Origin of the sequence: Sphingobacterium sp. Ag1, assembly GCF_000988325.1 — a bacterium.
Lineage (GTDB): Bacteria > Bacteroidota > Bacteroidia > Sphingobacteriales > Sphingobacteriaceae > Sphingobacterium.
Map to the genome: position 1 here is coordinate 239,970 of NZ_LBGU01000044.1, position 15,917 is coordinate 255,886.

General features: G+C 39.9%; 13 protein-coding genes. 9 read left to right on the forward strand and 4 right to left on the reverse strand.

The genetic code is table 11. From position 1 onward, the window contains the following. Positions 1–5 precede the first annotated feature (5 nt). Both AAW12_RS21790 and AAW12_RS21795 read left to right on the forward strand, forming a co-directional pair. Positions 6–2,552 (forward strand): SEL1-like repeat protein, encoded by a 2,547-nt coding sequence (locus AAW12_RS21790; protein WP_046675782.1) that lies wholly within the window; start codon positions 6–8, stop codon positions 2,550–2,552. A gap of 3 nt (positions 2,553–2,555) precedes the next feature. Continuing rightward, entirely contained in the window at positions 2,556–2,780 is a 225-nt protein-coding gene (locus tag AAW12_RS21795) for a hypothetical protein (RefSeq protein ID WP_046675783.1), read from the forward strand. 80 nt (positions 2,781–2,860) lie between these two features. On the opposite strand, the gene AAW12_RS21800 is transcribed toward AAW12_RS21795, so the two are convergent. Next, a complete protein-coding gene (locus AAW12_RS21800) occupies positions 2,861–3,391 on the reverse strand; it encodes a YfiT family bacillithiol transferase (protein WP_046675784.1) in 531 nt (176 codons plus the stop codon). A gap of 201 nt (positions 3,392–3,592) precedes the next feature. Between AAW12_RS21800 and AAW12_RS21805 the strand changes: the two genes are divergently transcribed. Further along, positions 3,593–4,258 (forward strand): DUF2625 domain-containing protein, encoded by a 666-nt coding sequence (locus tag AAW12_RS21805; protein WP_046675785.1) that lies wholly within the window; start codon positions 3,593–3,595, stop codon positions 4,256–4,258. A 207-nt stretch (positions 4,259–4,465) separates the two neighbouring features. Here AAW12_RS21805 and AAW12_RS26115 read toward each other — a convergent pair whose 3' ends face one another. Both AAW12_RS26115 and AAW12_RS21815 read right to left on the reverse strand, forming a co-directional pair. Next, the gene (locus AAW12_RS26115) at positions 4,466–5,779 is read right to left on the reverse strand and encodes an NYN domain-containing protein (protein ID WP_084823286.1); all 1,314 of its coding nucleotides are present in this window, start codon (positions 5,777–5,779) and stop codon (positions 4,466–4,468) included. Between the two features lie 411 nt (positions 5,780–6,190). Beyond that, positions 6,191–6,985: an AraC family transcriptional regulator gene (locus AAW12_RS21815; protein WP_046675786.1), complete on the reverse strand. Its 795-nt coding sequence runs from the start codon at positions 6,983–6,985 to the stop codon at positions 6,191–6,193. A gap of 104 nt (positions 6,986–7,089) precedes the next feature. Between AAW12_RS21815 and AAW12_RS21820 the strand changes: the two genes are divergently transcribed. Continuing rightward, on the forward strand, positions 7,090–8,301 hold the full coding sequence (locus tag AAW12_RS21820; RefSeq protein WP_197084138.1) for a CynX/NimT family MFS transporter: 1,212 nt from the start codon (positions 7,090–7,092) through the stop codon (positions 8,299–8,301). 84 nt (positions 8,302–8,385) lie between these two features. Here AAW12_RS21820 and AAW12_RS21825 read toward each other — a convergent pair whose 3' ends face one another. Further along, positions 8,386–10,245: a CocE/NonD family hydrolase gene (locus AAW12_RS21825; protein ID WP_046675788.1), complete on the reverse strand. Its 1,860-nt coding sequence runs from the start codon at positions 10,243–10,245 to the stop codon at positions 8,386–8,388. Positions 10,246–10,882: 637 nt separating this feature from the next. Here AAW12_RS21825 and AAW12_RS21830 point away from each other — a divergent pair. The 5 genes from AAW12_RS21830 (at position 10,883) to AAW12_RS21850 (ending at position 15,916) form a co-directional block, all read left to right on the forward strand. Further along, positions 10,883–12,211 (forward strand): inositol-3-phosphate synthase, encoded by a 1,329-nt coding sequence (locus AAW12_RS21830; RefSeq protein ID WP_046675789.1) that lies wholly within the window; start codon positions 10,883–10,885, stop codon positions 12,209–12,211. Between the two features lie 168 nt (positions 12,212–12,379). Continuing rightward, positions 12,380–13,105: an NDP-sugar synthase gene (locus AAW12_RS21835; RefSeq protein WP_231585332.1), complete on the forward strand. Its 726-nt coding sequence runs from the start codon at positions 12,380–12,382 to the stop codon at positions 13,103–13,105. Between the two features lie 13 nt (positions 13,106–13,118). Then, positions 13,119–14,003 carry a hypothetical protein gene (locus tag AAW12_RS21840; RefSeq protein WP_231585333.1) on the forward strand — a complete coding sequence of 295 codons (885 nt, stop codon included), beginning with the start codon at positions 13,119–13,121 and terminating at the stop codon, positions 14,001–14,003. Next, positions 13,984–14,934, forward strand: coding sequence for a CDP-alcohol phosphatidyltransferase family protein (locus AAW12_RS21845; RefSeq protein ID WP_046675792.1), 951 nt, complete (start codon positions 13,984–13,986; stop codon positions 14,932–14,934). Before AAW12_RS21840 ends, AAW12_RS21845 begins: the two co-directional genes overlap by 20 nt. After that, positions 14,927–15,916: a lysylphosphatidylglycerol synthase transmembrane domain-containing protein gene (locus tag AAW12_RS21850; protein WP_046675793.1), complete on the forward strand. Its 990-nt coding sequence runs from the start codon at positions 14,927–14,929 to the stop codon at positions 15,914–15,916. Before AAW12_RS21845 ends, AAW12_RS21850 begins: the two co-directional genes overlap by 8 nt. Position 15,917 lies beyond the last annotated feature (1 nt).

The following is a 15,917-nucleotide window of genomic DNA, read 5'->3' on the forward strand; positions in this document are numbered from 1 at the left end:
AGAAAATGGCTCATCGCATATATATTTACAATACAGATAAGAAGGATCAAGATTACTTTCCTCATTATTTAGGGGAATGGAACTATGTGATTCCACCCCTTTTTTTACCGCTATTTGCTGCTAATCCGAAGGCAAAAGGTACCTTAATTTACGCCGAAAAGAAACCGGGAATCAGCAAGCTTCGTGCGTTTTATGATTTGCTCATTCATGAATATGGGTTAAATTCCGATGCGCAGGCCATGGCAGCTATCGGGAAACTGTTCGATTTTTTGGACGGTTTACCCTTCAATTATTTCCAGCTGAACGCAAGTGATGTATTTAACATGAGCGATGTTAAACATAGCCAACAGGCCAAAGATTTTGCAATTGAAATCTTTGAGAAGAATGTGCTCTATGAAAAAGCAATCGAAAAACAATCCTTAGCTGAGCTTGAGTTTATTTTGGTGTCCGCTGGTTATACTTCTTTTTTAGCGATGCTCGAACTGGAATGGAGCAACTATGGCTTAGGCTGGTGGAATAGAGACGCGATTGATAGTCTAGATAATCAATTTTTTGAAGATCAGGGGCTTTGGGGGATACGCAATGCAAAAGGGGAGGTGAAGGTCGAAGCTAGCTATCAGGAAATTGGTAATTTTGAGTGTGAAGGTATCGCAGTCATACAGAAAAATGAGCTGTTCGGTTATTTGAATAGGGGTGGAGAAGAAACTATTTCCTGTGTTTATTCATCGGCGGCGCCAGCCCAATATGGAGCGGGATCAACGGTTGGTAAGGTGAGCTTAGCTAAAAAATATGGATTAGTCAACGTCGGGAACGGAGAAATAATCATACCACTTGAATATGATGAACTCGAAGACTTTGCTTACGGTTATTATCAAGGGAAGAAAGATCAGCAATATTATATCATCGATGCCCAGGGTCAGCTCTTCAATGTTGGCGGTGCGGACAAACCGTTTGAAATTGATTATGATGGATTTATTTATCAAGAGATTGGGGGTAATAAACTGCGTCATTATTATTCCAATAGAGGTATTTTGCTTGGTGCTTTTGCCAGTGGTGCACTGAGCGAATTGCTGTTTGATTTTTATGCAGTCAATTTGAATAATAAAAAGAAAAAATCAGTTTTGTCTGCCGACGGAACTATCTTGGTCAAAGATGTTGATTTACTCAATGCTGGAAATGGGCGATGCGCAGTATTCTTTGCTGATTCCGGCGGTATCCGTTTGTATGACCTGGAAGCCCGCGCCTTTGTATTGCAAGACTTGGGAATTCGGTCCATTCAAGGGGGGACTGATTTTGGTAATGGCGCCTGGGATTGCTATATTATCGAAACAGCAACCGGGAAGGGAATCTATCAGGTTGCTGAAAAGGGCTGGCTGGTACCGCTCTCAACGCACTATGTAAAAATTGTTTATGCGGTGATGGATTATTTTATTCTGAAAGACCATGCGGGGAGATATTACTATTTTGACGTTGTTCAAAGGGCGCTCAGTTCCGCTTACGATTATATCTGCGCAAGTGTTGATCATTATCAGGATCTGATGTTATTGCAAGGTGACCTGTTGTATAAAAAAGGCTACGATGGTGTGGAAGTAATTCAGGAAGATCAATATGGTCAGTTTCTGAAGAAGCTGGATCAATTGTCTGGGGAAGATTTTGAAATATGTAATCGTTTTTTTGAAGGGTGGAAGGCTGCGAAGGGCGATAATTTTGAATCCAGTTATGATGGTTATACGCTATATCATATGGCCTTGGACTGTTGCCGACAAGGCGATGTCGAAATGGCGATACGCTATTTTACCTTTTCTGCCGACCAGAATAATGAAAGCAGCATGCATGAATTGGGGAATATCTATACGGATACTGATAGCGAAGACAATCCTTTTTTAGATTTGGACAAAGGAATTCAATATTATGAACAAGCGGCCCAAAAAGATTATTCCGCTGCATGGAATGCAATTGGCTACCTCTTTCAGTATGGCATCGGCTATAAAAAGGACCTGGAAAAGTCATTTAATGCCTACATGAAAGGAGCAGAGTTGGGTAATGGCTATGCTTTGTCCAATTTAGGCTACTTTTATTCAAGTGGAACCTATGTCGAAGAAGATCTGGAAAAAGCCCTCAGCTATTATCAGAAAGCTGAATTAAAATTAGTTGAGAACAATAGCAATATAGCTTCTATCTATTACAGTTTGGAGGATTACGATCGTCTATTGGTTTATTTGAAAAGGGATAAAGAAAATAGTTATTCCAATATTTATTATGGATTGCTCTATGATCAGGGACTTAAATTTAAAAAGGACAGTAAAAAGGCGATCCACTATTTTGAACGAGCCAACGACTATGGCGTTTACGAAAGTGCTACTGCTCGGTTATTGGATTATTACAAGAATGATCCTACATTTAGAAATCAGGAAAAATATGTCCAGTGGCTTGATTTTGCAAAAAAAAATGAACTGGATATCGAACTGGATTTATTGCAATGGGATAATCAGTCTGAAGATTCAGGTGCTAGCTCGTCCTTTTTTGGCAAACTATTTAAAAAGAAAAAGTAAAATATGTTATCATCAGCAAATATAGATTTTAGTGGCATTCTGATCGACTTGATCCTGATTGTTTTTTTTGGATTTGGAACACTTTATACGTTATCTGCAGGCATTGTTCATCGTGTAAAGAAGCAGACACGGACGGTAGGATATTATTTCCTGTCCTTTGTGGTATCGGGTGTTATTGGACTGGTTGCCGCCGGATTGCTGGCCTTTATATGGGCGATGTCATTATAATAAAGTGACGGCAATAAAGTGAATTTATCGCAATGATCTTTGACTTTAAGTGAAATGATCATTGCGATATGTGATTCCCATCAATGGTTTTTAGCGTTGACAATGTGCATCAGGTGGTGATTGCAATGCCAGGCATAGAGGCCAATATTGATCTTTAAAGAAATCAACCTTTTGGTCGCAGGATGAATAAAACCTCTTTCAAGCTGTTCGCCAGTTAAGCTTTTCAACAAAATAACCCAGCGCTCATGTAAGCCTTCGAGCAATTTGATTGAGCTTTCTATTGGAATATTTTTTGCGTCGGGAAGCTCGGCCCACAATTTCTCCTCATATAATTTGATGGTTGGGTCTTCTTCTGTGAGGGCTAATTTAAAACGGACAAAGCTGTTCATGTGGCTGTCGGCGCAGTGATGAACGACCTGACGAATCGTCCAGCCTTCGGGACGGTAGCGTTTTTCCAGTAGGTCGTCGGTTAAATCGCCGACTTCGGATTTTAACCGGGCCGGAAAGTCGGCAATTGTTTTGATCCAGTCATTCAACAGGGATTTGTCGATGACATCGGGTATCGCAAAGCGACCTATAGGGTATCTGAGTTTTTCTAATTCATGTTGCATAACTTAAAATTAGTTAAAATAGACACAAGGTTCCTAATCTTTAGGTGTATGTTTTCGAAGAATATTTTCTTCGATTTGCTCTTGGGGCTGTTGTAATTTGGATGCGATTAAGAATTGTGGTAATTTCGGCACAATGAATAGCTGGATACCGCTCCGATTCGACCGGTAGACTAGTTGGTCGCTGCATAAAACATATAGGAAATGAAAAGTCTAAAAGAACTGATTGATACAAGCAATTCAGGATGGAAATTGGTAGAAGGTTGGATGAAGGAAGCGACAAATTCATATGAACTGCTTCCTCGAAACCCTAAGCGGGCTGATGAGGAACTTTTAAGAGCCCAAATTACCACCAAATCTCCTATGGGAGCCATTATTCATCAAACAGGTGGTATTTTAATCGATGGGGGCTGGTTACGTATTTTAGGCTCTGGCTCGTCGCAGTTGGACCGAGGGATTATGGAGTGGAATAAGGGTAAAAGCTTTGACAAGGAGGGTGAAAAGGGTGGTTTTCTGCTGATTGCCGACGATGTCTTGGGCGGTTATTTCGCTATTAATGCCGGTGCGCTGGGAGATGCTATTGGACAGGTCTATTATTTCGCGCAAGATACCTTACAATGGGAAAGTTTGGAATGTGGTTATTCAGATTTTGTTTTTTGGGCATTGAAAGGCGATATTAGACAGTTTTATGAAACATTTAAATGGAAAGACTGGCGGGAAGAGGTTAAATTGCTGAACGGTAATCAAGTTTTTTCGTTTTACCCGTTTTTGTGGACTGAAGAAGCACGCGATTTTCGTAAAGTGGATCGTAAGCCAATGGCCATCGATGAGAACTACCACTTTACGATGGAATTTGCTGGTGGACGCTAGTTGTTATTTCAATACGATAAGGCGACTCACTTAAAAATAAGACAAATATCCCGGCCAAGGAGCGTTCTCCTGGCCTTTTTTTGTATCCAAAATCTGCTCGGCGAACCAACGGCAAGAAATTGGGATCTATCAGCCTCTATAGGCGACAAGACAATAATACATGGTCCTATCGCCTAAATAGCTTGGTGATCGTGTCCTGACCCTTACTTAAACTGATTTATTTTGCAAACTAAAGCTAACCTCGTTAAGTTTGACTAGTTGTAGTTGGATTCCCTCGCTTAGACCGAGCTTGGTTGCAGCTTCTTTTCCCAATTTAAGCACATGAAATCCACGGCCCCGATAAGTGAAATTACATTCATATTCTCCAGCATCAATCATGATTCTCAATTTTTGGGATTTGGTCGGAAACAGGGGTTTGAATTCTTTTGTGATCCGTATTTGCGACTTTTTCACGTCATCTGCCGTAATTATGTTTCCTTCCGAAGGGAACAACATACTCCCGGGCAAAATGTCTATGGTTGGAGCGGTTGATATTTCTTTTTGTTCCTGTTTCGCTGGACTTTGTGTGATTTCTTTTTGCGTTGTTTCGAGAGCCCCTTTATCCTGACGTTTCTTTGGTCTTCCTTTTTTTCTGCTGTTTTGATTCGCTGGTTTTTCTGTTTTTTCAGTTGGTGTTACTACAGTAGTCGGAATTGCTGTATGTGTTGTATCTAAAGAGGGAGTAGCTGTAACAGCAGATAGAGGACGCTTAATGATGTTCCGGATATAATAGTGTTTTATCCGTGATTTGTCGGTGTTTCGCTCCTCAATTTCAAAATCTTCTTTGTAGGCTTTGAAAAGATGAGACATCTTATCGTATCCATAGTTGCGCGCATCAAAATCAGGCTTTCTTTTGTTGAAAAGACTCCCGATCTCACCCAAGAATGCCCAGCCATTTTCATCTGCAGTATCATCCACCGTGTCCTTCAAAAGTTCCAAAGTCTCCTCATCCAATACGGCAATACTTGTCGGATTGTCGACGGGAGCAGGCTTGGGCTGATTTTGTTGTTTTTTCTTTGTTACTGTTTCTTTCTTTTGATTTTTTTCAAAAATCTCGACATAAATGAACTTATCGCAGGAGGCTATAAAGGGTTTGGGTGTCTTTTTCTCACCGATACCGATGACCAGTTTGCCTGACTCCCGTAGACGTGTCGCCAATCGGGTAAAATCGCTGTCGCTGGATACAATACAAAACCCGTCAACGCGGTCTGAATGCAGAATATCCATGGCGTCAATAATTAACGCAGAATCGGTTGAATTTTTGCCTTGCGTATAACTGTATTGTTGTATGGGCGTAATTGCGTGGGTAAGGAGTTTGTCTTTCCATTTTTCAACATATGGGTTGGTCCAATCTCCGTAGATGCGTTTGATGGTCGGAATTCCATATCTTTTGACTTCATTCAAAATCTCTTCGATCTTGCGATAAGATACATTATCCGCATCGATTAGTATTGCGATTTGCAAATCCCCATGTTCTGCCATATATGTTTAGCTTATTTTTTCAATATTTAAAACCTATTTTGTTCGTATGATCTTTTCACATCCGATTTATTTGTTAAAAATACAGTATTGTTAAAGATATTCTTGAATTTTTTGCGAATTAATTTGAGCGTTACTTTTGAGAACAGGAGATCAGCAGTTTTTGTTTTAGCGTAGGAGGGATTTAATTACGTTTGCGAAGCGACGAAATGAATTGAGGCATGGTGAAAAATAAATAAAAAAAGGTTTTCAAACGGGGAGAATGAAAACCTTAAATAACCAATTATAAACCTAAATTATGATGATACAAAGATAGTGTAAATATTACACCTGTGCAAATATTCTTTACTATTTTTTTAAATACCCTGAATTTTGTAGCTAAACAGCTACAAACCGTTTGTGACTGGGGCAAAACTAGTCCACCATGAAGTTTGAAGGCCTATACTTCATCACCGCATAAAAGCTATTGGTGAATGCTTGGACGCTTTTATAACCGACTTTATACGCAATTTGGGAGATGGTGAATTGCTTTGTGCTCAGAAGCTCCAAGCTTTTGATAATACGGAGTAGCTGCTGATATTTTGCAAGTGTCATGCCGGTTTCTTTTTTAAAAAGGCGCTCAATAGTTCGGAGCGAAAGATTGGACAGTATGGCGATCTCATCTAATGTGATGGCTTCTGTGTAATGGTCATGCAGGTGATTTAAGACGGTTTGAAGCCTACTTTCATGCGGAAGCGTAATTTCTAAGTGGAGTAATTGTGAGCAAAAATAGGGGAGTTCATTTAATAATGCGCCTAGAAAAACTTTCTCCTGTTGATTTTCTTCCATCGATTTCGACCATTTTTCACAATATAAAATCATTTCCCTTAATACTTTAGGAGCAGAAAATAGCTGTACCTGATTGAAAAACAAATGCTCTTGTGAGCCGTCGAATTGTGGGGGATCAAAAAAAAGAACCATAAGCTTAATGCGTTCCGAGTGGGAGTTGGTCTTATGTAATGCACCTGAGGGAATCCAGGCAACGTGATTTTGGGGGAGTAGATACATTTTTCCTGCAACGGTAAGGTATTGAAAACCCTGCTCGACATAGATCAACTGACCTTTCCGATGACTGTGTAATTCGTCGTCGTGTATCCAGTTTTCTTCAAACCAGACAAAGGTTGATTTCTGGATGCCTTCAATTGTCAACGTATGATTTGTCCTATCCATGTCGTTTTAAATTAAATAAATGGCAAATTTAATTAAAATTCCAGACATACCTTTGCAAGCATTCATTACTTGTATAGCTTGGTTTACATGTATAATGTGGTTTTATGATGAAAGAAAATATAAAAATATCCGCAGCTGTTTCTTGGACCTGGTTATCCATATTGGTTGTCGTTTTAGTCTCAACCAATCTGCGGTCACCAATCACAGCCGTTGGCCCTGTACTGGGGCAAATCAGTGAAGATTTGCAATTAAATAGTTTTCAAAGCAGTCTATTGACGGCAATACCTCTTTTTATGTTTGCGAGCTGTTCTGTAGCAGTGAGCCGATATTCACATAAACTGGGCATGCACCATTTTTTATTACTCGGTTTAATGACGTTGAGTGTAGGAATTGTGCTTCGGGTTTGGGGTAATACGCCAACGCTGTTTGTGGGATCTTTTTTAATCGGGCTTGGGATCTGTGTGGGCAATGTCGTTACGCCCGGTTATATAAAAACAAATTTTCCAAAGCAGATTGGACTGATGACAGGCATTTTTGCAGTAGCAATGAATCTGACCGCAGCTTTTGCTTCGGGCTTTAGTTTACGATTGGGCGAATGGACTGGTCTCGGGTGGCAGGGTTCCTTGGGCGTTTGGGTGATTTTAGCCCTGTTATCTCTTATCGTTGCTTTCTTTGATGCTTTAAGCCGAAAGAAAGCACAGGGTATCACTGAAAATAGACCGGCGATAAGTGGACTCGGACATATCTTTAGGTCAAGATTAGCTTGGTATATCAGCTTATTTATGGGTATTCAGTCCTTAATTTACTACAGTTTGATTTCTTGGCTACCTAAAGTATTGGTCGATTATGGTATGCCAGCGGAGGATACGGGCTGGTTGCTTTTTTTGATCCAAATTGCCATGCTTCCCATAATGTTTATTGGGCCTATTTTGGCACATCGGATGAAGGATCAGCGTCTAATGGCAGCGGCTGTTGCGATAGGCATGCTTGGAAGCATCTTTATATTTTGGCATTACAAACTTCAGGGAATTTATGTTGCCGCCATATTGTTGGGACTTTCCAATGGATTGTCTTTCAGTTTGTCTATTCTTTTCTTTACCCTGCGGGCGAGGTCAACGGCGAATGCGATTAAAATATCGGGCATGGCCCAGTCTGTTGGTTATCTGATTGCAGCTTTTGGTCCGCCGGTATTCGGTAAGCTGCACGAAATAGATGCTACCTGGAATTACTCCTTCTATTTTTTAGCGGGCAGTATCGTACTTTTATTGTTTGCAGGATGGAAGGCCGGGGAAGATAAGTATGTAGCGGAAGATTAAAGATAAGGCTACATCAGGCACAGCTGTTTAGCTGATGTAGCCTTATTGAATTCGTTCTTAAACGCTATTATTCAAATTTAACTGTTAATCTTTGAGGACAGAAAATTCGATGTAGGTGGCATTGTTCACATCGTGAAAAATACGTTGGGTAGCTTTACGGAAATCGGCTTTGGTAGCTGTATAAGGTGCTAAAAACACCTGTGGATTTCGTTCTGCCAGCGGAAACCAGGAGTTTTGTACCTGAACCATAATGCGATGTCCTTTTTTGAACGTATGCGCAACATCTGGCATTTCAAAATTCACCTTTTCGACCATTCCTGGAGTCAGGGCCTGCGCTTTTTCAAAACCATTTCGGTATTTCCCGGCCATGATCTCACCACGTACCATCATCTGGTATCCAGCCATTGTTTTTCCTTGATAACTTGCTGCATCGTTCGGGTAAACATCAATCAGTTTGACAACATAATCTGCATCTGTACCTGTTGAAGAAACCTTAAGGAAATTTTTGATGGGGCCAACTATAGTCAGATCTTCTGTCAACGGTTCCGTTTGATAAACCATGACATCAGGGCGACTAGCGGCGAAACGCTGATCATCTACCATATACTCCCGCGTTCGGTTTTGGATTAGCCCACCCTGGTGCGGAACCGGTTTATTGGGGTCAGTGACATATTCATCCCAAGAATCTGTACGTTGAACTTTGTCAAATCCAAGTTTCCCCTGAGGTTGGAAGTATAGTTTTTTTATTTCTACATTTTTGGGTGGCCATTGTTCGAAATGTTTCCATTCATTGCTTCCAGAGACAAAAATGTTCGCTTCCGATGGTGCGAAGTTCCCTTCATCTTTTAGATAATATTTGAAAAATGGTTGTTCAAATTGTTCCTGATAGGTAACGCTGGTTTTTTTCTCAAATTGGATATCACCTAAATAGTTTCCTTCTGCACGAACCCAGCCGCCATGATACCAAGGTCCTGCGACTAAAATCGAGTTGTTTTTTTTGCTTTTATCCTCAATCGATTGATAGGTCTTAAATGTTCCATAAGCATCTTCCGCGTCAAAGAAACCACCGACCACCATCACAGCTGGTTTTACCTCCTGTAAAGAATTGGTGATCACACGCGATTTCCAAAAATCATCATAGTCGGGATGTTTAAACAGATCATTCCAAAACTGTACGGAGTCACCAAAATACTTTTCCTTTAGTTCCCGCGCTGTTCCGGCTTCTAAAAAGAAGTTGTATTTATCGGCTTCTTTGATCTGAATTTTGCTCTTGAATTGATCTGGCGTGATGGGTTTTGGACGCGGGACACCAAAGGTTGACATAAAGGTGAATGCATCCTGAAGAAACAGTACGCCATTATGGTGGAAGTCATCGCCGATATACCAGTCTGTTACCGGAGCTTGTGGGGAGACGGCTTTCAAGCTCGGGTGCGTTTTGACCAATCCAACGGTAGAATAGAAGCCCGGATAGGAGATCCCATAGAGTCCGGCTTTGCCATTATAGTTTTTGAGATTTTTCTGTAGCCATTCAAGCGCATCATAGGTATCTGTACTTTCATCGAATGCTTTTTTATCTTTGCTGTAGGTGGTCGGACGTATATCTTCAAAATTACCTTCGCTCATCCATTTGCCACGGACATCCTGGTAAACGAAAATATAGCCTTCACGCATCATCGCCGGAAAGTTTCCCAGGCTTTTTTTGTATTCGTTTTGACCATAAGGCGAGACAGTGTATGGCGTTCTATTGAGCAAAACCGGATATTTCTTGGATTTGTCTTTTGGACTGTAGATCGCAGTGAATAATTTTTTCCCATCTCGCATGGGGATTGCTACTTCGGTCTTTTCATAATGATCTCTAACATAAGCCGAGTCGGCAGGGGTTTGAGCATGTAACTGGCTTGCGCTTAAAAGCGCCAAAGTTAGGTACGAAATTGTATTTTTCATTCAGATAATTATTTGTTCAGTACATTCTTTGGTGTAAAACTCTACTTTACACTTGGTTTCGTTCGTTGCAATGTTATGGATACTCTTATGCACCTTAGGCTATAGGGGATACCGTTAAATTTGTTATCGCGCTACCGATTGGCAGACCATTTATCCAATAACAATGCGCAGGTCAAATGCTGTTGGTTTATAAATTGAACGATAGACTCATTGCCTGTATTTAGATTCTAGGCTAAAGTTAGTGCTACTAAAACCATTTTCCAATTTTATTGTCATATTTATGGGAAATGGAAAAAGAAAAATTGACCAATTTTTAAGAAAGAAAAACTTTTTTTGGATTGAATTTGGATTAGTTTTCGAATCTTGATATATTGAGTAAAATTAAGGACAATTGTTTTTTGGGTTAACAACTTTAGCTAAAAACGTTAAATTCCAGTTAGATGGACTAGTAGAATACTAAATAATAATTCATTTTCGGATTATTTCTTAAGGTTTCGAATGGGCTTCGTATCGCTATTTGTCACGATTTTATAAATTAAGTGCGGGGTGGTATGAAATATGTTTTTTTAAGCTAATTTTAAGAATTATTTTATCATAATACATCAATTAAATAACAAATTAAGTATATAGAATTAATATGGGACAACAAGTGAAAGATGCCAATGGAAAATTGGGTATTCTTATTCCGGGATTAGGTGCTGTGGCTACAACATTAATCGCTGGTGTGGCATCTATAAACAAAGGTTTTTCAAAACCAATCGGATCTGTTTCTCAATTGAGCAGAATCCGTCTGGGTAAACGCACTGAGAACAGAAATCCATTAATTAAAGATTTCGTCCCTTTAGCAAAACTGGAAGATGTTGTTTTTGGTGGCTGGGATGTATACGAAGATAACGTATATGAGGCTGCATCAAAAGCACAGGTATTGGAGCAAGGTCAATTGGATGCTGTGAAGGCTGAATTGGAAGCTATCCAACCAATGAAAGCTGTGTTTGACCGTAATTTTGTGAAAAATTTAGACGGAACACACATCAAATCTGAAAAAACTCGCCGTGAATTGGCAGATGCTGTACAACGTGATATTCGTGAATTCAAAGAGAAAAACGGATTGGATCGTGTTGTATTGGTATGGTGTGGATCTACGGAGCGTTATATTGAAACAAACGAAGCTTTTTCAACCTTAGCTAAATTAGAGGAAGCATTAGATAATGATGATCAACGTATTCCACCAAGTATGATCTATTGTTATGCGGCATTGAAAGAGGGCGCTCCGTATGTCAATGGTGCACCGAATTTGACATGTGACGTTCCAGCGATTGTTGAGTTGGCACATGAAAATGGTGTAGCAATTGCAGGTAAAGATTTTAAAACAGGTCAAACATTGATGAAGACAATTGTGGCACCTGGTCTTCAAGCGAGAGCTTTGGGTGTTGAAGGTTGGTTTTCGACGAATATCTTAGGTAACCGTGACGGATTAGTATTGGATGATCCTGAAAATTTCAAAACAAAAGAAGTATCTAAATTATCGGTATTGGAAGAAATTTTAGATGCGAAAAAGAACCCTGAGTTATACGGTGACCTTTACCATAAAGTACGTATCAACTATTATCCTCCACACGGTGATAATAAAGAATCTTGGGACAACATTGATATCTTTGGTTGGTTGGGCTACAAAATGCAGATTAAGATCAATTTCTTATGCCGCGATTCAATTTTAGCAGCACCGGTTGCCTTGGATTTGGCTTTGTTTATTGACTTGGCGCAACGTGCAGGCATGTCGGGTATTCAAGAGTGGTTGTCATTCTACTTGAAGTCGCCTCAAACGGCTCCAGGATTGCCTCCTGAACACGATATCTTCAAACAATTGATGAAATTGCAAAATACATTGCGTCACATTATGGGTGAAGATTTAATCACACATTTAGGACTGGATTATTACCAGGAGCTCGTCGATAGTATTCAATAAGCTAACTTAATAAGAGCGGGGAAACAATTGTTTAAAAGCAATTTTTCCCCTTTTTCTTCAAGATATTTACGATATTGAAGATTTGTGATATAACCCTCTGTAGACTTTTGCGCTTACGAACGCTGAGATAGTGACGGGGGTTTTGCTTTTTTTATAAATGATTTTATTTTGCAATTAGAAGAAATGGAATTTGCAATTATAGCGGCGGGAGAAGGTTCTCGATTGCGAAAAGAGGGATTCAATTTACCGAAACCCTTGCTACCATTACATGGAGTTCCATTAATTGAACGATTGATTCGCGTGTTTGTTAAAGAAGGGGCGCAAAGTGTTCATGTTATTATCAATAAACAATCTCCAGAACTGAAATTGTTTTTGGAAACAACGACGTTTGAATTACCTATTGTGCTGATAGAAGAGGATACAGCAAGTTCATTGCATAGTTTTGCTTTGCTTGTCAAAAACAACCCCAATTGGTCGTCCTGTTGTCTGACCACAACAGATACGGTTTTTAGGCCACATGAATTTCATGCCTATTTACAAGCATTTCAACAACATCAACAGGCAGACGCTTTTATGGCTGTTACTCCTTTTGTTGACGATGAGAGTCCGCTTTATGTGAACACCAATTCGGAGCTTCAGGTAGAAGCTTTTTTGGATACGGCAACCGCAGAAACGAAGTACGTTTCTGGGGGAATTTACTGCTTTCGTCAGGCGGCGATGGACTGTGCGTTGAGCTCCGTCGAAGCAGGCAATTCCAGAATGCGTAATTTTCAGCGTGCTCTATTGGAAAACGACTTACAAGTAGAAGCATTTGTATTTGAAAAGGTGGTCGATATTGATCATTTAAAAGATCGTGTTGTCGCAGAACAATTTTTGAGTGAGGAGGTTAGTTAGTAAAATGAGCGATATGATTTCTATTTTAGGCGTAACTCGAAAAAATCGCTTTTCACCCAACCATGTGGGGAATGATGCCGCCATATTCAATGAAGTAGTTTTAAAACTGACTGAAAAAGGTGCCTCGGTAGAGCTTTGTAACGAGGATGAATTTTTGTCTTCAGCATCCGTGAAGCAGGACAATATTCTGACCATGGGGAGAACAAAGACTCTAGTGAAAAAGTTGCAATCTCTTCAAAATAATGGGGTCAATGTTTTGAATTCAGGATTTGGAATTGAAAATTGCTTTCGGAAAAATATGACCCTTAAGCTTTTGGAAGGTGGAGTTCCTTATCCGAAAAGTATCGTGATCTCTACGGTTGCCGATATTCAATCTATTTTTGAGAAACTGAAAGGAAAGGGTGTGTGGATCAAACGTGGCGACTTTCACGCCATTCATAAAGAAGATGTTACTTTTGCCGCTAGTCTGAAAGAAGCGCAACATATCTTGAATGAATATGCGCTCCGCGGGATTAAAGAGGCGGTGATTTCTGAACATCTTGCCGGAGACCTACTAAAATTTTATGCGGTGCGGGGAACGGATTTCTTTTTTTATTTTTATCCCTATGAACACAATCATCACAAATATGATTTGTATGAACAAATTAATGATGAGGTCGTACACTTTCCTTTTGATCTCGACAAGCTAAAAGAAGTCGCTAATCGTGCGGCAGAAGTACTGGATGTACATATCTACGGCGGCGATGTGATTATTGATGCAAATGGAGACTTCCATATTATTGACTTAAATGACTGGCCAAGTTTTGCGCCTTGTCGGGCAGAGGCTGCAGAGGCCATTGCTCAAATGGTTTACCATAAATTTACTGAAAAGAACCACAATGCAGAAAGAACAAGTTAATGTAATCGAAGAAGATAATTTGAGTGCATTCGAACAATCTTTAAAATCTAATGACACTGAGGAACGAATTGATATTTGGTTTTATCGACCTATAGGTTATCGCATTGCGCAAGTCTGTGCAAAAATTGGTATTACACCCAACGCTGTAACCATTATTAGTATTTTCTTTGGCGTTGCGGCGGGTATTTTATTCTATTACCCGGCGTTATGGATTAATGTGATCGGCATGCTTTTATTGGTTTTTGCCAATTCTCTAGATAGTGCCGATGGACAGCTGGCCAGAATGACGGACAATAAAAGTCGCTTTGGTCGTATCTTGGATGGTTTTGCTGGCGATTTTTGGTTTGCTTCTATTCATATTGCGATCTGTCTACGCAGTATTAATGAAGGATGGCCACAATGGCTGTGGGTATTTTGTGTGCTTGCAGGTGTATCGCATATGCTTCAGTCAGCAATGGCTGATTATTACCGTAATGTGCATTTGTATTTTATAAAAGGTAAAGCTGGAAGTGAGCTGGACAATACTCGTGATTTGAAAGTTGACTACGATGCCTTGTCCTGGCGCAAGAATTTTTTTAGCAAATTTGTGTTGAATGGCTATATGGGCTATACACGAAACCAGGAAAAGCTTTCGCCAAAACTGCAAAAGCTACTGCACCTAGTGAAAAGTCGTTATAAAGACGAATTGCCAAAACAATTAATGGTCGACTTTAGGACTCAAAATAAACCATTGATGAAGTATACAAATATTGTACAGTTCAATACAAGGGTGATTTTCCTATTTGTTTGGTTGTTTATCGGCCAACCTTGGATTTACTTTTTCTTTGACATGTTTGTCCTAAATCCGATATTGATCTATATGTGTAACCGACAAGAAAAGGTAAGTGGCTATTTTGTTGATAAATTAACAAATGATCCAACCTATGGGTAGCAAAATCTATAAAGTGCTCTTTATGCTGATCGGTATAGGTACACTGGCCTATATGATTCATGCTATGGGAATTGATGAGATTTGGAACAACCTTGAAAATATTGGCTGGTGGTTTCTGCCTGTACTTGGTAGCTGGGCAGTACTCTACTGGATGAATGCTATGGCATTTAAGGCAATTATTCAGGAACCGGAATTGCCACAGACAAACGTCCCTTTTTGGAAGGTCTTACAATTGACAATATCGGGGTATGCCATCAATTATATAACACCATTTGTTGCGTTAGGGGGGGAGCCTTATCGTATTATGGAGCTTAAAAACTATGTCGGTGGTTCGAAGGCAGGTTCATCTGTGCTGTTATACGGTGTCATGCACATCCTATCGCATATTTTATTTTGGGTCGCTTCTGTTTTTCTAATTCTTTGGTTTGTGCCTGCTAGCACGATGGTCAATGTGGCCTGTGCTGCGATTTTTGTGATGGCTATCATCTGTACTTGGTTATTTACGAAATTTTATAAGAAAGGAATTACAATTTCACTCTTGAAAGCCTTGTCTAAGTTACCCTTGGTAGGTAAGAAAGTCGGTAATTTACTGGAGACGAAATATGAAACTTTGAATGACGTCGATCAACAGGTGAAAAACCTTTTTCAAAATCGCCGCGGTCGTTTCTATACGGCCCTTTTTTGGGAATTTGTAGCACGCGTTGTAGGCTGTTTTGAGATTTATTTTATTGGTTTGGCCTTAGATATCAATATTGATTTTATTGATGCTATGATCATTAGCTCAGGATCTTCCCTATTTGCCAATCTTGTTTTTTTCTTTCCAATGCAGTTGGGAACCCGGGAAGGTGGATTGGCAATGGCTGTAATGAGTATAGGATTGCCTGCGAAAGTCGGTATTTTTATGGGTGTTGTGACACGAATTAGGGAAATTGTGTGGATTATGATCGGTTTGGGGTGGATGAGTTTAGTAAAAAAGAAATAAC

Bases quoted from the DNA above. Each gene is read 5' to 3' on its own strand.
- AAW12_RS21815 (WP_046675786.1), bottom strand. From the start codon at position 6,985: ATGGATAGGACAAATCATACGTTGACAATTGAAGGCATCCAGAAATCA.
- AAW12_RS21830 (WP_046675789.1), top strand. From the start codon at position 10,883: ATGGGACAACAAGTGAAAGATGCCAATGGAAAATTGGGTATTCTTATT.
- AAW12_RS21790 (WP_046675782.1), top strand. From the start codon at position 6: ATGGCTCATCGCATATATATTTACAATACAGATAAGAAGGATCAAGAT.
- AAW12_RS21845 (WP_046675792.1), top strand. From the start codon at position 13,984: ATGCAGAAAGAACAAGTTAATGTAATCGAAGAAGATAATTTGAGTGCA.
- AAW12_RS21800 (WP_046675784.1), bottom strand. From the start codon at position 3,391: ATGCAACATGAATTAGAAAAACTCAGATACCCTATAGGTCGCTTTGCG.
- AAW12_RS21820 (WP_197084138.1), top strand. From the start codon at position 7,090: ATGATGAAAGAAAATATAAAAATATCCGCAGCTGTTTCTTGGACCTGG.
- AAW12_RS21840 (WP_231585333.1), top strand. From the start codon at position 13,119: ATGATTTCTATTTTAGGCGTAACTCGAAAAAATCGCTTTTCACCCAAC.
- AAW12_RS21825 (WP_046675788.1), bottom strand. From the start codon at position 10,245: ATGAAAAATACAATTTCGTACCTAACTTTGGCGCTTTTAAGCGCAAGC.
- AAW12_RS21850 (WP_046675793.1), top strand. From the start codon at position 14,927: ATGGGTAGCAAAATCTATAAAGTGCTCTTTATGCTGATCGGTATAGGT.
- AAW12_RS26115 (WP_084823286.1), bottom strand. From the start codon at position 5,779: ATGGCAGAACATGGGGATTTGCAAATCGCAATACTAATCGATGCGGAT.
- AAW12_RS21795 (WP_046675783.1), top strand. From the start codon at position 2,556: ATGTTATCATCAGCAAATATAGATTTTAGTGGCATTCTGATCGACTTG.
- AAW12_RS21805 (WP_046675785.1), top strand. From the start codon at position 3,593: ATGAAAAGTCTAAAAGAACTGATTGATACAAGCAATTCAGGATGGAAA.